At 69.0% G+C, this 17,145-nt stretch carries 15 protein-coding genes and 1 pseudogene; 11 read left to right on the top strand and 5 right to left on the bottom strand.

The window, feature by feature from the left end; genetic code table 11:
- Positions 1 to 62: 62 nt before the first annotated feature.
- The 5 genes and pseudogenes from gcl to M2266_RS27885 all read right to left on the bottom strand — a co-directional run bounded on the left by gcl (position 63) and on the right by M2266_RS27885 (position 6,419).
- The gene (gene gcl / locus M2266_RS27865; protein WP_277440660.1) at positions 63 to 1,841 is read right to left on the bottom strand and encodes a glyoxylate carboligase; all 1,779 of its coding nucleotides are present in this window, start codon (positions 1,839 to 1,841) and stop codon (positions 63 to 65) included.
- 230 nt (positions 1,842 to 2,071) lie between these two features.
- The gene (locus M2266_RS27870) at positions 2,072 to 2,800 is read right to left on the bottom strand and encodes a hypothetical protein (protein ID WP_277440661.1); all 729 of its coding nucleotides are present in this window, start codon (positions 2,798 to 2,800) and stop codon (positions 2,072 to 2,074) included.
- A 180-nt stretch (positions 2,801 to 2,980) separates the two neighbouring features.
- Positions 2,981 to 4,438 carry a catalase gene (locus tag M2266_RS27875; protein WP_277440662.1) on the bottom strand — a complete coding sequence of 486 codons (1,458 nt, stop codon included), beginning with the start codon at positions 4,436 to 4,438 and terminating at the stop codon, positions 2,981 to 2,983.
- A gap of 240 nt (positions 4,439 to 4,678) precedes the next feature.
- Positions 4,679 to 5,578: a 2-hydroxy-3-oxopropionate reductase gene (locus M2266_RS27880; RefSeq protein ID WP_277440663.1), complete on the bottom strand. Its 900-nt coding sequence runs from the start codon at positions 5,576 to 5,578 to the stop codon at positions 4,679 to 4,681.
- Positions 5,579 to 5,596: 18 nt separating this feature from the next.
- Positions 5,597 to 6,419 (bottom strand): annotated as a pseudogene (locus M2266_RS27885) (TIM barrel protein).
- 122 nt (positions 6,420 to 6,541) lie between these two features.
- Between M2266_RS27885 and M2266_RS27890 the strand changes: the two are divergent.
- The 11 genes from M2266_RS27890 (at position 6,542) to M2266_RS27940 (ending at position 17,102) form a co-directional block, all read left to right on the top strand.
- Positions 6,542 to 6,793, top strand: coding sequence for a hypothetical protein (locus M2266_RS27890; RefSeq protein ID WP_269275506.1), 252 nt, complete (start codon positions 6,542 to 6,544; stop codon positions 6,791 to 6,793).
- A gap of 54 nt (positions 6,794 to 6,847) precedes the next feature.
- On the top strand, positions 6,848 to 7,168 hold the full coding sequence (locus M2266_RS27895; protein ID WP_277440664.1) for a helix-turn-helix domain-containing protein: 321 nt from the start codon (positions 6,848 to 6,850) through the stop codon (positions 7,166 to 7,168).
- Positions 7,169 to 7,268: 100 nt separating this feature from the next.
- Positions 7,269 to 7,811 carry a 2-oxo-4-hydroxy-4-carboxy-5-ureidoimidazoline decarboxylase gene (gene uraD / locus M2266_RS27900; protein ID WP_277440665.1) on the top strand — a complete coding sequence of 181 codons (543 nt, stop codon included), beginning with the start codon at positions 7,269 to 7,271 and terminating at the stop codon, positions 7,809 to 7,811.
- Complete coding sequence (gene uraH, locus M2266_RS27905; protein WP_277440666.1) at positions 7,808 to 8,194, top strand: hydroxyisourate hydrolase; 387 nt, start codon at positions 7,808 to 7,810, stop codon at positions 8,192 to 8,194. Before uraD ends, uraH begins: the two co-directional genes overlap by 4 nt.
- A gap of 7 nt (positions 8,195 to 8,201) precedes the next feature.
- Entirely contained in the window at positions 8,202 to 9,125 is a 924-nt protein-coding gene (gene pucL / locus M2266_RS27910) for a factor-independent urate hydroxylase (RefSeq protein ID WP_277440667.1), read from the top strand.
- Between the two features lie 169 nt (positions 9,126 to 9,294).
- Entirely contained in the window at positions 9,295 to 10,668 is a 1,374-nt protein-coding gene (locus M2266_RS27915) for an 8-oxoguanine deaminase (protein ID WP_277440668.1), read from the top strand.
- 317 nt (positions 10,669 to 10,985) lie between these two features.
- Positions 10,986 to 12,356, top strand: a complete 1,371-nt coding sequence (locus M2266_RS27920; protein ID WP_277440669.1) for a nucleobase:cation symporter-2 family protein — start codon at positions 10,986 to 10,988, stop codon at positions 12,354 to 12,356.
- Positions 12,357 to 12,934: 578 nt separating this feature from the next.
- The gene (locus M2266_RS27925) at positions 12,935 to 13,777 is read left to right on the top strand and encodes a hypothetical protein (RefSeq protein WP_277440670.1); all 843 of its coding nucleotides are present in this window, start codon (positions 12,935 to 12,937) and stop codon (positions 13,775 to 13,777) included.
- 397 nt (positions 13,778 to 14,174) lie between these two features.
- Positions 14,175 to 14,807 carry a TMEM175 family protein gene (locus tag M2266_RS27930; protein WP_277440671.1) on the top strand — a complete coding sequence of 211 codons (633 nt, stop codon included), beginning with the start codon at positions 14,175 to 14,177 and terminating at the stop codon, positions 14,805 to 14,807.
- A gap of 802 nt (positions 14,808 to 15,609) precedes the next feature.
- Entirely contained in the window at positions 15,610 to 16,194 is a 585-nt protein-coding gene (locus M2266_RS27935) for a TetR/AcrR family transcriptional regulator (RefSeq protein ID WP_277440672.1), read from the top strand.
- Positions 16,191 to 17,102 (top strand): NAD(P)H-binding protein, encoded by a 912-nt coding sequence (locus M2266_RS27940; protein ID WP_277440673.1) that lies wholly within the window; start codon positions 16,191 to 16,193, stop codon positions 17,100 to 17,102. The genes M2266_RS27935 and M2266_RS27940 overlap by 4 nt, the downstream gene beginning before the upstream one ends.
- Positions 17,103 to 17,145: the final 43 nt, after the last annotated feature.

Below are 17,145 nucleotides of genomic sequence, written 5' to 3' on the forward strand. Positions count from 1 at the left end.
GCGCCCCCCGGCGTGGTCAGGTCGGCCGGGGGGCGCGGTCGGGCAGTGCGGGGGCGGCGTGCTCAGACCAGCGGCAGGACCGCGGTCGGGGCGTGGCCCGGCTCGGTGGCCAGGTCCTCCCACTCGTTGACGCTGGCGATGTCGCTGCCGCTCATCGAGATGTTGGTGATGCGCTCCAGGATCGCCTCGACGACCACCGGGACGCGGTACTCCGCGGCCAGCTTCTTGGCCTGCTCGAAAGCGGGCAGCAGCTGGTCCGGCTCGGTGACCCGGATCGCCTTGCAGCCCAGGCCCTCGACGACCTTGACGTGGTCGACGCCGTAGACACCCAGCTCGGGGGAGTTGATGTTCTCGAACTCCAGGTTCACCTGGAAGTTGATGTCGAGGTTGCGCTGCGCCTGGCGGATCAGGCCCAGGTACGCGTTGTTCACCAGGACGTGGACGTACGGGATCCTGTGCTGCGCGCCGACCGCCAGCTCTTCGAGCATGAACTGGAAGTCGTAGTCGCCGGAGAGCGCGACGACCGTGCCCTCGGGGTCGGCCTTGGCGACACCAAGCGCGGCCGGGATGGTCCAGCCGAGCGGGCCGGCCTGGCCGCAGTTGATCCAGTGCCGCGGCTTGTAGACGTGCAGCATCTGGGCGCCGGCGATCTGGGAGAGGCCGATGGTGGTGACGTACCGCGTCTCCGGCCCGAAGGCGCGGTTCATCTCCTCGTAGACGCGCTGCGGCTTGATCGGCACGTTGTCGAAGTGCGTACGGCGCTGCAGGGTGGCCTTGCGGTGCTGGGCGGAAGCGGCCCACTCGCTGCGGTCGGGCAGCCGGCCCGCGGCCTTGAGCTCCTTCGCCACCTCGACGAAGAGTTCCAGCGCGGCCTTGGCGTCCGACGCGATCCCGTACTCCGGCGCGAAGATCTTGCCGATCTGGGTGGGCTCGATGTCGACGTGGACGAACGTGCGGCCCTTGGTGTAGACGTCCAGCTTGCCGGTGTGGCGGTTGGCCCAGCGGTTGCCGATGCCCAGGACGAAGTCCGACTCCAGCATTGTCGCGTTGCCGTAGCGGTGCGAGGTCTGCAGGCCGACCATGCCGGCGTTCAGCGGGTGGTCGTCGGCGATGATGCCCCAGCCCATCAGGGTGGGGATGACCGGCGTGCCGGTCAGCTCGGCGAACTCGACCAGCAACTCGGAGGCGTCGGCGTTGATGATGCCGCCACCGGCGACGATCAACGGGCGCTCGGACGCGAGCAGCAGGGAGATCGCCTTCTCGATCTGGGCACGGGACGCCACCGGCTTGTAGACGGGCAGCGGCTGGTACGTCGCGGGGTCGAACTCGATCTCGGTCAGCTGCACGTCGATCGGCAGGTCGATGAGGACCGGTCCCGGCCGTCCCGAGCGCATCAGGTGGAACGCCTGCTGGAAGACGCCGGGGACCTGCGCGGCCTCCAGGACCGTGGTGGCGGCCTTGGTGACCGGCTTGGCGATCGACGCGATGTCGACGGCCTGGAAGTCCTCCTTGTGGAGCACCGCGACCGGGGCCTGGCCGGTGATGCACAGGATCGGGATCGAGTCGGCGATCGCCGAGTAGAGCCCGGTGATCATGTCGGTGCCGGCCGGGCCGGACGTACCGATGCAGACGCCGATGTTGCCCGGGTTGGCGCGGGTGTACCCCTCGGCCATGTGGGACGCGCCCTCGACGTGGCGGGCGAGCGTGTGGTCGATGCCCCCGCCGGCCTTGAGCGCGGCGTAGAAGGGGTTGATCGCGGCGCCCGGCACACCGAACGCGTCGGTGACGCCCTCGAGCTTGAGGATCTCCACGGCCGCACGGGCGGCAGTCATACGAGGCATCGCGTACTCCTGGGTCGGACTGTCGGGGTGGGCTCTTGCTGCGAGGCCAGGGCGCCCGGTTTCCGTTGTATTTGTTTCCGCAATGCGGAAGTCTAGTTCTGCTATATGGAAGTAATCTAGAACGAGGCCTTCGACTCGTCAAGGCAGTGCCTCCCTCGACCTCCTCGGGACGCGAAAAAGCGGGCTGCCGACCGGCAACCCGCTTTCGTTAAAAGTGCGTTCACGGAGGGTCAGGTGATTCCGGGGCCCGTCCGCATGAGGGAGTCGGCCGCGTCGTTCACCGGCTGCGGAGTGCCGGTCAGGTCCATCACGAACAGCGGGACGCCCAACTGGTCGGCGCGCAGCCGCGCGTCGTGCGCGTACCCGGCCAGCGAGAAGAAGGCGCCGACGGCGTCCTCGTTGAGGCAGTTGAGCCACAGGCACTCGATATCGCGCAGCGCGGTGGGCTCGGTGGTCGGGTCGATCTGGGCCACGAGGTCGTCGCCGCGCAGGTCGATGCCGTTGGCGGCGTGGTCGCCGGCGACTCGGACGCCGGCGAAGCCGAGCCACTTCAGGTACTGGGCGGCGGCGGTGAGCGCGTCACGCGCGGTGCGGATGGTGACGGGGCGGAACGGCGGTCGCCGCGCGGGCGGCGGCGGCCCGGCGACCGCGGGCAGCGGGCGCAGGGCGGCGGTGGCCGGACCGGGGGGAGCGAGCGCCGCGGTGTCGACCGGCAGCCGGATCACCGAACCGCAGTCGCAGCCGAACTCGGGCTGCGGCCACTGGTCTCGCCGGCCGCAGTCGGGGCAGCGCATGCTCACCCAGGAGTCGTCCCACGAGCGGTGCCGTATCTCGACCGGGACTCCGCCGCGCAGCAGCGGGAGCGTCAGCGGTGTACCGCAGGCGCAGGGGTAGGTGGTGGTGCTGAACGCGTGCTCGCGGCGGCAGGCCGGGCAGCGCACGGGCACACTCTCTGCCATGGTTCGAACTCCAAGGCGGGCTCCGGCAACGGGTATCACCCCATCTTGCAGGAGATAGGAGCCGCCCGGCGACGCAGTTGGCGCGACAGGACAGTCGTCGCGCCGCCGGGCGGAACCCGCAGCCCGCCCCACCGTGACCTACCCCTCAGAAGTTCACGGTGGTGCGGGCCGGTCCGTGGGTCAGCCCTCGCGGATGGCGCGGACCGCCGCTTCGACGCGCGTGCCGTACTCGGTGTCGGCGGCGTGGAAGTGGGCCAGATTGCGGTCGATCACGTCGTCGCGGGTGACCTGCGCGAGGAACCCGGCGATGTTGGCGACCAGCCGGGACTTCTCGTCCTCCGACATGAGCCGGTACAGCTCGCCTGCCTGGAAGAAGTGGTCGTCCTTGACGTGCGGCGGGACCTCGTGGGTGCCGGTGTATCCGGACACCGCCTGCGGGGCGGACAGCGCCAGGTCGGTCTGCGACGGGCCCTCGTACGAGTTGGGCTCGTAGTTCTTCAGGCCGCGCTTGCCGTTGCGGGTGGCGGCCAGGCCGTCGCGGCCGTAGTTGACGGCCTCGGTCGCCTTCGGCGCGTTGACCGGCAGCAGGGTGTGGTTGACGCCCAGGCGGTAGCGCTGCGCGTCCGCGTAGGCGAAGAGCCGGCCCTGGAGCATCTTGTCCGGGGACGGGCCGATGCCGGGCACGAAGTTGTTCGGGGAGAACGCGGCCTGCTCGACCTCCTGGAACACGTTGTCCGGGTTCCGGTCCAGCACGAGCCGGCCCACGCGCCGCAGCGGGTAGTCCGCGTGCGGCCACACCTTGGTGACGTCGAACGGGTTGAAGCGATAGTCCGCCGCCTCGGCCGCGGGCATGATCTGCACGTGCAGTGTCCAGGACGGGTTCACCCCGCGCTCGATGGCCTGCACGAGGTCGCGCTGGTGGCTGTTGGCGTCCGCGCCGACCTGCTCGGCGGCCTGCTCGGAGGAGAGCGAGCGCACGCCCTGGTTGGTCTTGAAGTGGTACTTGACGAAGAACGCCTCGCCCTGCGCGTTCGTCCACTGGTACGTGTGCGAGCCGAAGCCGTTCATGTGGCGGTACGAGGCCGGGATGCCGCGGTCGCCGAAGAGCCAGGTGATCTGGTGGGTCGCCTCGGGGGAGTGCGACCAGAAGTCCCAGACGTTGTCGGCTTCCTGGATGCCCGTGAACGGGTCGCGCTTCTGCGAGTGGATGAAGTCCGGGAATTTGATCGGGTCCTTGATGAAGAACACCGGGGTGTTGTTGCCGACGAGGTCGTAGTTGCCCTCCTCGGTGTAGAACTTCAGCGCGAAGCCGCGCGGGTCGCGCACGGCGTCGGCGCCACCGAGGCTGTCCGCGACGGTCGAGAAGCGGATGAACGTCTCGGTGCGCTTGCCGACCGTGTTGAGGAAGTCGGCGCGGGTGAAGCCGGTGACATCGTCGGTGACCTCGAAGTAGCCGTAGGCGCCGGAGCCGCGGGCGTGCACGACGCGCTCCGGGATGCGCTCGCGGTTGAAACGGGCCAGCTTCTCGATGAGCTGCTGGTCCTGGATCAGCAACGGGCCGCCGGCGCCGGCGGAGGCGGAGTTCTGGTTGTCGGCGACCGGGGCGCCGGACTCAGTTGTCAGCGTGTGCTTGGGCATGGCGGCCTTCCGTAACTACCAAGGGAAGCGAAAGCGTGTGGGTCGGTAGACCGGACAGTAAGGACCGGCCCCGAAAGATGTCAACAGTTTGTTGAAACCGCTGGCGGCGTGAGGTCTGGTGCGACGTTTGGTGCCGCCCGGCGGTGCGTTTGGGCGCGACAGGACAGGTCACGCACCGCCGGGCGGAATCGGGGGCGAGGCGGGGCCTCGCGGGCCGGCCGGAGCCGGAGGGGGGACGCGTCAGTCGTTGACGGGCAGGCCGGACAGCCGCTCGACGCCGCGCAGCAGCGCCGAGTGGTCCAGGCCGCCGTCACCCTGGGCGCGCAGCGAGGCGACCAGGTTGGCGACGACGGAGCCGACGGGCAGGGCCGCGCCGACGTTGCGGGCGGCGTCGGTGACGATGCCCATGTCCTTGTGGTGCAGGTCGATCCGGAAGCCCGGGGCGAAGTCGCGCTTGAGGAAGTTGTCCTTCTTGCGCGTCAGTACGGTGGAGCCGGCCAGGCCGCCGCCCAGGACCTCCAGCGCGGCTTCCAGGTCCACACCGGACTTCTCCAGGAAGACCACGGCCTCGGCGCAGGCCTGGATGTTGACCGCGACGATGAGCTGGTTGGCGGCCTTGACCGTCTGACCGGAGCCGTGCGGGCCGCACAGGACGATCGTCTTGCCGAGCCGGTCGAGGATCGGCTTCGCGGTGTCGAAGTCGGCCTTCTCGCCGCCGACCATGATCGACAGAACGGCCTCGATGGCGCCGGCCTCGCCGCCGGACACCGGGGCGTCCAGCACGCGGATGCCCTTGGCGGACGCGGCCTTCGCCAGGTCCACGGAGGTCTGCGGGGTGATCGAGGAGGTGTCGATCAGGAGCGCGCCGGACCTCGCGTTCTCCAGGATGCCGTCCTCGCCGTAGGCGATGGCCTCGACCTGCGGGGAGGCGGGCACCATCGTGATGATGACGTCGGCGTCCCTGACGGCCTCGGCGATGGAGGCCGCGGCAGTGCCGCCGTTGGCCGCCAGGCGGTCCAACTTGGCCTGCTCAAGGGTGTAGCCGGTGACGGAGTAGCCCGCCTTGAGCAGGTTCTCGGCCATGGGGGAGCCCATGATGCCGAGGCCGATCCAAGCGATCTTGGGAAGGGAGGAGCTCATGATCTGCGACCTTTCGGATCAGTGGGCGGAGAGCCACTGGAAGTTGTCGGCGCTCGGGCCGGTGGGCTTGTACTCCAGGCCGACCCAGCCGTCGTAGCCGGCCTTGTGCAGGCGGCCCACGAGCTCGTCGAGCGGCAGGGTGCCGGTGCCCGGAGCGCCACGGCCCGGGTTGTCGGCGATCTGCACGTGGCCGGTCTTGTCGGCGTAGCGGTCGATGACCTCGTTCAGGTCCTCGCCGTTCATCGACAGGTGGTACAGGTCCATCAGGAACTTGGCGTTGCCCAGCCCGGTGGCCGCGTTGACCTGATCGACGACCTCGATCGCCCGCGGTGCGCTGACGATCGGGCACCGCGGCGACTCGGGCTTGTTCAGCGCCTCCACGAGGAGGATCGCGCCGACCCGGTCGGCGGCGCGGGCCGCCAGGGCCAGGTTCTCCAGGGCCAGGGCGTCCTGGACCTCGGGGTCCACGCCCTCGACCCGGTTGCCGTAGAGCGCGTTGAGCGCCTTGCACCCGACCGACCGGGCGAATTCCGCGGCGACCTCGATGTTCGCGCGGAAGCGGTCCGACTCCTCGCCCGGGATCGACAGCGCGCCCCGGTCGGGGCCCGGCAGCTGCCCGGCGTAGAAGTTCAGGCCCACCAGCTGGGTGCCGGCGTCGTTCAGCGCGTCGCGCAGTGCGTCGAGTTCGGCCTGGGCGGGGGTGGGGGTTTCGATCCAGGGCCCACCACAGCTCGACCGCCGTGAAGCCGGCCGCGGCGGCTGCCGCGGGGCGCTCCAGGAGCGGGAGTTCCGTGAAGAGGATCGAGAGGTTCACATCGAAGCGCGCTTCGGAGAGGCTCACTAGCGTTGCGCTCCTTCCGTATTGCGGAAGTTAGTTTCTGCTTAACGGAAGACTGAACGAACCCCACGTCAGCTGTCAAGTGCGGATGTCGCCGCCTGAGGACGACCGGTTAGGTTGGGCCCGTGAAACTGAGGCTGGAATTCACCACGGAACCGTTCGACCTGGACGAGGCTCCCGCCCATGCGCTGGTCGCCCGGGAGGTCGTCGGGGCGGCGGACCTGGACGCGGTGGACGTCGGACCGTTCGGCAACACCGCCGAGGGCTCTCCCGAGGCGGTGGTGGCCGCGGTGGCGGAGCTGCTGCGGCGCACCGTCGACGCGGGCGCCACCCGGGTCTCGCTGCAGGTGAGCGTCATCGGGGAGGGCGATCAGTGACCGGGACCCGGGGGGCACGCGTTCGCCGAGGCGGTCAAGCCGCTGGTGGACGCCATGGGGGCCGAGCTCATCGCGCCGGACCAGGCGCGTGGGGACGATGTGGTGCTCAGCTGGGAGGGCGAGGCGGTACTCGCCGTCCGGCTGCCCCATCTGGCCGATTCTCTCGATCACATTCTGGCCGACCTCCAGCGCCGGCACGGCACGCTGTCCGAGCTGAACCGCAAGGACAAGCAGGGCGTCGTCCGGATCCTGGAGGAGCGCGGCGCGTTTTCCGTGCGGCACGGGGTCGAGACGGTCGCTTCCGCTCTGGGCGTGAGCCGTTTCACCGTCTACAACTACCTGAACAGGGAGAACGCGGCGAAGGCCGGCGAGTGAGCGCTGGGCGACCCCGGTCGTAACGTCGCGGCCATCTTTGTTACGGGAAGTTTTCAACAAAGTGTTGACGTGAACGGATCCCGGCTCTTAGCTTGCGGCTGTGACTTCCAGCGCTTCGCCGGGCCTCGCCCGGCTCAACTCGGCCACCGCGTCCGACGCGGCCGGACTGCTGCACGAGGTGTGTGCCAGCCGGTCGTGGGGTGCGGCGGTGATCGCCGGCCGGCCGTACCCGGACCTCGACGCGCTCTTCACGGCGAGCGACGCGGCCATGGCGGGACTGACCGCCGACGACCTCGGCGAGGCGATGGCCGGGCATCCGCCGATCGGCCGCCCCAAGCCGGGTGACCCGACGTCGGAGCGGGAGCAGGCCGGCGTCCAGGAATCGGTGCGCGAGGAGCTCCTGGAGCTGAACCTCGCCTACCAGGACGCCCACGGACACGTCTTCCTGATCTGCGCCACCGGACGCACCGGCGACCAGATGCTGGCCGCCCTCAAGGAGCGGATCTGCAACGACACGGACACCGAACGCGAGATCGTCCGCGCCGAACTGGGAAAGATCAACCGCATCCGGCTGAATCGCCTCGCGGAAGAACTCGCGGAAGAACTCGCAGCAGAACTCGCAGAAGAGGGAGACCCGTCATGACGGAGACCTCCGTGTCCACCCACATCCTGGACACCAGCGTCGGCCGCCCCGCCGAGGGCGTGCCGGTGGAGCTGTCGGTCCGCACCGGCGTCGACGACCTCTGGGCTCCGCACGGCGTGTCGAAGACGGACGCCGACGGCCGCTGCAAGGACCTGCCGCCCCTGCCGGAAGGCACCACACACGTACGGCTCGACTTCGCGGTCGAGCAGTACTTCACCGCACGAACCATTCCAGCCGAGGAACAGCAGGACGCCCCCCGCGCAAGGGACAGCGGCGCTTTCTTCCCGGAGGTGGCGATCACGTTCGCCGTCAAGCCGGGTGAGCACTACCACGTACCGCTGCTGCTCAACCCGTTCGGCTACTCCGTATACCGAGGGAGCTAGCACCGACATGCCCACGATTCTCGGCCAGAACCAGTACGGCAAAGCGGAGAACCGCGTCGTCAGGATCACGCGGGACGGCGACACCCACCACATCAAGGACCTCAACGTCTCCGTCGCCCTGTCCGGCGACATGGAGGAGGTCCACTACTCCGGCAGCAACGCGAACGTGCTGCCGACCGACACGACGAAGAACACCGTGTACGCCTTCGCGAAGGAACACGGCATCGAGTCGGCCGAGCAGTTCGGCATCCACCTGGCCCGGCACTTCGTGACCAGCCAGGAGCCGATCAAGATCGCGCGGATCCGGATCGAGGAGTACAGCTGGGAGCGCATCGCGACCAGCGACGGCAACTCCCGCTTCATCGGTGCCGACGAGGTCAACCACTCCTTCGCCCGCACCAACCAGGAGCTGCGCACCACCCAGATCACCTACGACGGTGAGCGGTGGGAGGTCATCTCCGGCCTGAAGGACCTCAAGGTCATGAACTCCACCAACTCGGAGTTCTGGGGGTTCGTCAAGGACAAGTACACGACCCTCAAGGAAGCGTACGACCGCATCCTGTGCACCGAGGTGTCGGCGAAGTGGCGCTACAACTGGACCAGCGACGACGAGCGCATGCCCCACTGGGAGAAGTCCTATGAGCAGGCGCGCAAGCACATGCTCCAGGCGTTCGCCGAGACCTACAGCCTCTCGCTGCAGCAGACGCTGTACCAGATGGGCGCACGCATCATCAACAGCCGCTCGGAGATCGACGAGATCCGCTTCTCGCTCCCGAACAGCCACCACTTCCTGGTCGACCTCGAACCGTTCGGTCTGAAGAACGACAACGAGGTGTACTTCGCCGCCGACCGGCCCTACGGCCTGATCGAGGGCACCGTGCTCCGTGACGGTGTCGAGGCCCGCATCCCCGTGGACCTCACCAACCTGTAGTACGTCTGCCTCGTCCCCCGACGCGCGCGCCGGCGTCACGGTCCCCGCACCCCGGTGCGGGGGCCAGGGGGAGAGCGGGGGCATCTGCGCAAGGAAGTACCGCGGTCCCGGTCGTCACCCCGCTCGACCCCCGGGCCCGTCCATCGAGAAGGAAGCACGAGGAACTGCCATGGCAGCACCGCGCATCGTCATCGAGAACTGCGCTATCGCCACCGTGGACGCGAACGACACCGAGTACGCCTCGGGCCATGTCGTCATCGCGGGCAACCGCATCGAGTCGGTAGGCGCCGGCGCTGCCCCCCAAGGACTGGAGAACGTGGTCCGCCGTGTCGACGGCACCGGCCATCTGGTCACCCCCGGCCTCGTCAACACCCACCACCACTTCTACCAGTGGCTGACCCGGGGCCTCGCCCAGGACAGCAACCTCTTCAACTGGCTCGTCGAGCTGTACCCGACCTGGGCGCGCATCGACGAGGAGATGGTCTACGCGGCCGCCCAGGGCTCCCTGGCGATGATGGCCCGCGGCGGCGTGACCACCGCGATGGACCACCACTACGTCTTCCCCAAGGGCTCCGGCGACCTGCTGGGCGCCGAGATCCGCGCCGCCAAGGAGATGGGCGTCCGCTTCACCGCCGCCCGCGGCTCCATGGACCGCGGGAAGTCCGACGGCGGGCTGCCGCCGGACTTCGCCGTGGAGACCCTCGAAGGCGCGCTCGCCGCGACCGAAGAGGCCATCGACACCCATCACGACTCCTCGTTCGACTCGATGCTGCACATCGCGGTCGCCCCGTGCTCCCCCTTCTCCGTCTCCACCGACCTGATGCGCGAGGGTGCGCTGCTCGCCCGCCGCAAGGGCGTCCGACTGCACACCCACGGCTCGGAGACGGTCGAGGAGGAGAAGTTCTGCCACGAACTCTTCGGCATGGGGCCCACGGACTACTTCGAGTCCACCGGCTGGCTCGGCGATGACGTGTGGATGGCGCACTGCGTCCACATGAACGACTCCGACATCGCCGCGTTCGCCCGCACGAAGACCGGCGTCGCGCACTGCCCCTCCTCCAACGCCCGGCTCGCGGCCGGTATCGCCCGCGTCCCCGACATGCTCGCCTCCGGCGTGCCGGTCGGCCTCGGCGTGGACGGCACGGCCTCCAACGAGTCGGGTGAGCTGCACACCGAACTGCGCAACGCGCTCCTGATCAACCGCCTCGGCGGCGGCGAGCGGGCGCTCAACGCCCGCCAAGCGCTGCGGCTGGGCACGTACGGCGGCGCGCAGGTCCTCGGCCGCGCCGACCAGATCGGCTCCATCGAGGCCGGCAAGCTCGCCGACCTCGTGCTGTGGAAGCTCGACGGCATCGGCCACTCGTCCATCGCCGACCCGGTCGCCGCGCTGGTGATGGGAGCGGCGGCCCCGGTCACCCTGTCGCTGATCAACGGCAAGCCGGTGGTGGAGAACAACCACCTCACCACGGTCGACGAGGACGCCATCGCGCGCCTGACCCGCGTCCAGGCCCAGCGCCTGGCGAAGATCGCGGGCCTCGCCTAGGGCGTGTTGCGAAAGGAGCGCCGTTCGCCCGTTAGGGCCAGGCGGGACTTTCGCACCACGGCCCAGACCCCACCCCCAGAGCAACCGGTCAGGGAGGGACGGCCCCTGACCGGCCGCCGGTCCCGCGCTCGCGCGGACCCGGCAGCGCCGCCCCCGGCCCGTGGACCACGGTCGGTCCCGGATCGCCGGGGGCGGCGTTTTGTGTACCCAAAAGCACACAAGGACAAGGCCCGTCCCTCCTCGCCCCCTTCGGCGAGGAGGGGCCCTGCACCTCCCTGAAACCCGCAGTGCGCTTCGCGTAACCGACAGGAGGAACCGTGGTCGCTCAATCCGTGGACTCGGATTCGGTACATCCCGTGGACCAGACGCTGCCCCCGGGCAAACTCATCACCAGCGGCCTGCAGCACGTGGCCGCGATGTACGCGGGGGTGGTGGCGCCGCCCCTTGTCGTCGGTGCGGGCATAGGCCTCTCCACCGCCGACATCACGTTCCTCATGGGGGCCAGCCTCTTCACGGCGGGTCTCGCCACCCTGCTGCAGACCCTCGGCATCTGGAAGATCGGCGCCCGGCTGCCCTTCGTCAACGGCGTCTCGTTCGCCGGCGTCGCCCCGATGCTCGCCATCGGCAAGTCCGCGGCCCCCGGCCACGCGCTGCCCGTCATCTACGGCGCGGTGATCGTCGCCGGAGTGCTGGGCTTCCTGCTCGCCCCCTACTTCTGCAAACTCGTCCGCTTCTTCCCGCCCGTCGTCACCGGCTCCGTGATCACCTTGATCGGGCTCTCCCTGCTGCCGGTCGCCATCAACTGGTCGCAGGGCGGGGTGGCGACCGCCCCGGACTACGCGTCGGTGTCCAACATCGCGCTCGCCGCCGCGACACTCACCATCGTCCTGGTCCTGCGCCGGGTGCTCACCGGCTTCCTGCAGCAGATCGTCATCCTCATCGGCCTGGTGCTCGGCACCCTGCTCGCCATCCCGATGGGCAAGTCGGACTTCACCCCCATCAAGGACGCGGGCCTGGTCGGCTTCCCCGACCCGTTCCACTTCGGAGCGCCGGAGTTTCAGATCGCGGCCATCATCTCGATGTGCGTGGTCATGCTGGTCTGCATGACGGAGTCGACCGCCGACATCCTGGCGCTCGGCAAGATCGTGGACAAGCCCGCCGACGAGAAGATGCTGGCCGCCGGCATCCGCGCCGACGCCCTCGGCTCGGCCCTGAGCCCGGTCTTCAACGGCTTCATGGCCAGCGCCTTCGCCCAGAACATCGGCCTCGTCGCCATCACCAAGGTCCGCAGCCGCTTCGTCGTCGCCGCCGCGGGCGGCATCCTCATCCTGCTCGGCCTGTGTCCGGCGCTGGCCTCCGTGATCGCCCTCGTACCGCAGCCGGTACTGGGCGGCGCCGGCATCGTGCTCTTCGGCTCGGTCGCGGCCAGCGGCATCAAGACCCTCACCGAGGCGGACCTCTCCGACGGCAACAACCTGCTCATCGTCGCCACCTCGGTCGGCGTCGGCGTCATCCCGGTCGTCTCGCACACCTTCTACGAGCACTTCAACGACCACATGAAGATCATCCTCGACTCGGGCATCAGCACCGGCTGCCTGGTCGCGGTCGTCCTCAACCTCGCCTTCAACCATCTTGGGCCGCAAGCCCGGCGCGGAGGCCCCGGGCGAGGGCGTCTTCGAAGGTGCTGACGATGAACAGGCTGCCGCGGCACGGGCGTTGCCCGTGCACTGACATTTCGCGCGAACGGAGGGGGCGGCTCGAACCCCAGCCGCCCCTCCTCGTGTCAGGATGTGCCGGTCACGGCACTTTCGCCCTTCCCGAGGCCGTGGACGATGGCCGGCCCGGCCCCGGAGGCGGGGCCAGGCCGCAGGACGTGACCGGGTCAGCGGCTCAGCAAGCGCCGAGGTCCTGCCAGACGCCCCATTCACCGGTGGTGCCGGGCCGAGCGCGGAGCCGGCAGCCGGCCATTTTGCAAGGTGCATCGGAGTTCCTCGGGCGTGAAGTGGTGGGGGGCGTGCGTCTCGGGCCCGAGTTGGTATGTACCAAGCAGCGCGCGAGCACACCACGTCCAGAGGACTGGACCAACTTTTCCTCTTCCTGGGAGAGTTCACATGGTCCGTGCGTAGCGAGACGGCTGGTGCGTGGCCGCACGTCGGCCGCACGTCGGCCGCACTCACCGCCAGGTGGGCCTTCCCGCGCCCGAGTCAGCCGAATGGCACTCCGGTTCTCCCGGATGACACGCGACTCGATGACTACGCTCGGACCCGTGCGAAGGGTCGAGCAACACACGGAAGGCGCCGGACCGTTCGTCACCCGGCGCACCTGGGTTCTCTCCGAGGGGAGGACGGCGGTGTGGGAGTCCCGGTTGGCGCGCCGGCGCGGCGTGCTCGCCGTGCGGGCTGTGCGGGGGCCGGCGGGTACGACGGCGAGCGCCGACGCTCCGGGGCTCGGTCGACTGCGCAGAGTCAACCTCATCGCCTCGGTCGCCTTCATCATCGGCGGCGCCCTGTTCACTGCCGGCGCCGCTGTCGCCCAGTTCGGATCTGGTGATCCGACCCTGAGCGCCTGTATCTACTTCGTCGGGGGAGTCTTCTTCACCACGGGCGGCTACGCCGTACTGCTACAGGTCGTCAACGCCCCTCGCCACTCAGAGGCACCGGATCCACCGGTCACACCCTGCTGGAGGTGGTGGAGTTACGAGCCGATGGACATCGGCTGGCTCGGTACGGCGGTGCTCTTCGCGGGAACGCTGGTGTTCGCCGTCAACCTGCTGGACTCCTTCCTGCGGGGGCTCACCGTTCGGCAGGTGGACCGGCTGATCTGGGCGCCTGATGTCGTCGGTTGCGTCCTGTTCCTGCTGTCCGGGCATCTCGCCTTCGTCGAGATCTGTCATCGCTGGCGGCCCTGCGCCCGCTCACGGAGCCTGGGATGGTGGATCGTCGCGGTGAACCAGCTCGGTTCCGTGCTCTTCATGGTCTCGGCGCTGGCCGCCTTCAATCGCCCGAGCACCGGAAGCCTGATCAACGCCACGATCGCCAACTGGGGAACTCTCACCGGCGCGCTGTGCTTCGCTGCCGGTGGCGCGCTCCAGGTCCTTGAACACCCATGAGGCGGGCGATTTGCGACGGTTGCTTCAGCAGCCACCGGTCCGCGCTGTCCCTAGGCCGTGTCTGACACATCCCGCCTGGCCCGGGACGCCTGGCACGCGCGCTCTCCCCCAGCTACCGCTGGGAGGGGCCCCCAGTTGTCGGGCCCGCCCCGGTACGTCCAGTACAGGGGCGACCCTCCGCCGTGCGATCGCACGCACCAGACGCCCCGGGCCCGCCCTCCGGGCGGACGCCGGTATGTGTCAGACACGGCCCAGGGCGTCCGCAGGCACTTCCGCTCTGACCGAATTCCCTCTCGCGCGGCCGCGATCAACGTACATTCTGATGGGCCCGCCACGTACGTCCTGCAGCCCGCCAGGGGCGCGGCGTGCCGCTCGCGCCTGTCAACAGGGGGACAGAATGAATGAGTCGGGAAGAGTTGAGGCGTTCAGCGACGGCGTGTTCGCCATCGCGATCACGCTGCTCGTGCTGGAGATCAAGGTCCCGCCGCACGCGGGGGACCACCTGTGGTCCGCACTCGGCGCGATGTGGCCTTCGTACGCCGCCTACGGCGTTACGTTCCTGATCATCGGAATTATGTGGATCAACCATCACACGATCTTTCAGTGCATCGCCCGTGTGGATCGCACGCTGTTGTTCCTCAATCTGATCCTGCTGATGGGTGTCGCGGCGCTGCCGTGGCCCGCCGCGGTGGTGGCCGAGTACCTTCGGGAGGGTGACGCGGCGCATATCGCCCTTGCCGTCTACGGCCTCTTCCTGGTCTTCCACGCCGTGGTGTTCCAGGCCATGTGGTGGCACCTCACGCGCTCGGGTCATCTCTTCGACGAACGGGTGGATGTCGAGGCGGCCCGTGCCACCCGGGCGCGGTTCGCCCTCGGCACGATCGTGTACCCCATCACGGTGGGCCTGGCTTTCGTATCGGCCCCGTTGACGCTGGCGGTCCACGGGCTGCTCGCCGTGTACTACGCGTTCAATCAGGTCCCCGTGCCGACCAAGCCGGAGGCCGTACGCACTGAGCCTTCCGGCAGCTAGTGCTCTGGCCGGAAAGGTTCACCGGTTCGCGACGCCCGGCACGGCACTTCGCTGCGTTGTCGGAGTCGTCCGAGTATGCCCGGTACGAGGACGATCCTCCGCCGTGCGATGTACCGCGCCGGACGCCGCGCACCAGGCAAACCTTTCCGGCCAGAGCACTAGAGGTGCTTGCTCGGGCTGGTGCCAGTACGGGTATCTCGCGGCGGCAGGTGGGGCAGGGCCGGTCCAAAGCAGCACAGAGGCACCGGGACGAACGCTCAACTCCCGTCTCAGGCACGGCGCTCAGGAGCGATCTGCTTCTTGCAATGGTCCCCTCTCTACAACTTCAGATGACGCCAGAGGCAGCCCAAAGACGCTGATCCCTGTCAAGACGTAGCCTGTCGCGGGCCGCCCAGGCCGGCCCCGCCGCACGCCCGAAGCCGTGCTCGGCGACAAAGGCTGTGACTCCAACGCCCACCACGACGCCTTCGTCTCCCTCGCCTGCAGCCTCATCTGCTACCGACGTCTCAAGAACGCCCGCTCGTGATCGCGTTACCAGCTCTTAGGGGTGTGGTCCGCGGGCTGGAGATGGCCGAGGAAGATCTGCGCGGCGCGGCCTTGGCCGCCGCGCACCGGGTGAGGTCCCACCGTCCCTGGCGGAGTGAGTGGGCTTGTCGTCCAGGCAGCAGAGGTCTACGGTTTGAGCACCTGCTTAATTCATGTGCTTATCGCCGTGGCTGGGGGCAATAACGTGGCCAGGATGGGCGGAGGTCGCGCTCTGGGGCCTGGCCGTGGGCAGGGTTCGGCCAAGACGCGCGGGGCATTGATCGCCGGGGCCGTTGCGGCGTTGCGGGAGAACGGATTCGCCGGCGCCAGCGCCCGGGAGATCGCCCGGCGGGCCGGCTGCAATCAGTCCTTGGTCTTTTACCACTTCGGTTCGGTGGCCTCGCTGCACTTGGCCGCGCTGGACAGTGTCAGTGCCGCGCGTCACGAGCGGTATCAGGCGATGGTGGAGCAGGCCGGCACTCGCGGGGAGCTCATCGAGGCGGCGAAGGCGGTCTTCGATGAGGACCTGGACAAGGGCCATGTGGCGGTCCTGGTGGAGATGATCGCCGCCGCGCAGTCCACACCGGAACTGGGTCCGGAGGTCGCTGACCGGATCCGTCCCTGGAAGCAGTTCGCCGCCGAGGCGGTCCGCGACACCATGGCCGGCACGCCCGCCGCACGGCTGATGCCGCCCGAGGAGATCGCCCACGCGATCGTGGCGCTCTACCTGGGGCTGGAGATGCTGGCGAATCTCGAGCAGGACCGGACCCCGGCGCTGACCCTGTTTGACCGTGCCAAGAAACTGGCCGGCCTGCTCGACCTCCTGGGCCGTAACCCCTTCAACCGGAAGCAGGGGACATGAACGACGACCTGGACGTGGTCACGGGCGCCTTCAGCTACTCCGGTGCCGCCATCGCCCGCGAACTGTTGTCCGCCGGACGGCACGTCAGGACCCTGACGGGTCACCCCGAACGTGCTCCGGACGACAGCGCCATCGACGTACGCCCCCTGGATTTCGACGACAGCGTGCGCCTGACTGAGTCCCTGCGCGGTGCGGGCACCCTCTACAACACCTACTGGGTCCGCTTCGCCCGCGGTCCCCTGGACCACGACCAGGCCGTCGCTCACTCCCGCACCCTGTTCCACGCCGCCCGAGAGGCGGGAGTTCGACGGATCGTCCATGTCTCCATCACCCACCCGAGCCTGGAATCCCCCTATCCGTACTTTCGGGGTAAGGCCCAGGTGGAGCAGGCGCTGGCCGACAGCGGTGTTCCCCACACGGTGCTGCGGCCGGCCATCTTGTTCGGGGGCGACGGGGTCCTGCTGAACAACATCGCCTGGTTGTTGCGGCGTCTTCCGGTGTTCGCCGTCGGCGGCGACGGGAGGTACCGGATCCGCGGCATCCACATCGACGACCTCGCCCGCCTGTGTGTGGCCTCGTCCCACGCCGAGGGCAGCGAGGTGCTGGACGCGGTAGGCCCGGAGCGTCCCACGTTCTTGGAACTGGTGGAGGAGATCCGGACCGCGGTCGGCAGCCGTTGTCGCGTTGTCTGCGTCCCCGGCAGTCTCGTGCCGCCCCTGTCCGCCGCGATCGGACTCGCCCTGCGCGACCGGCTACTGACCGGGGCGGAATACCGGGCGATGGCAAGCGGCCTGGCCGACACCGACGGGCCGGCCACCGGGACCACCGCCCTGTCGCAGTGGCTGACCGCGCACGCGGACCGTCTCGGCCTGCAGTACGCCAACGAACTCAACCGCCACTTTCGCTGAACACCCCACGCCGGCGGCTCACTGGCTGCCGCACCAGGAGGCA

Source organism: Streptomyces sp. SPB162 (genome assembly GCF_029504575.1).
Classification (GTDB): Bacteria; Actinomycetota; Actinomycetes; order Streptomycetales; family Streptomycetaceae; genus Actinacidiphila.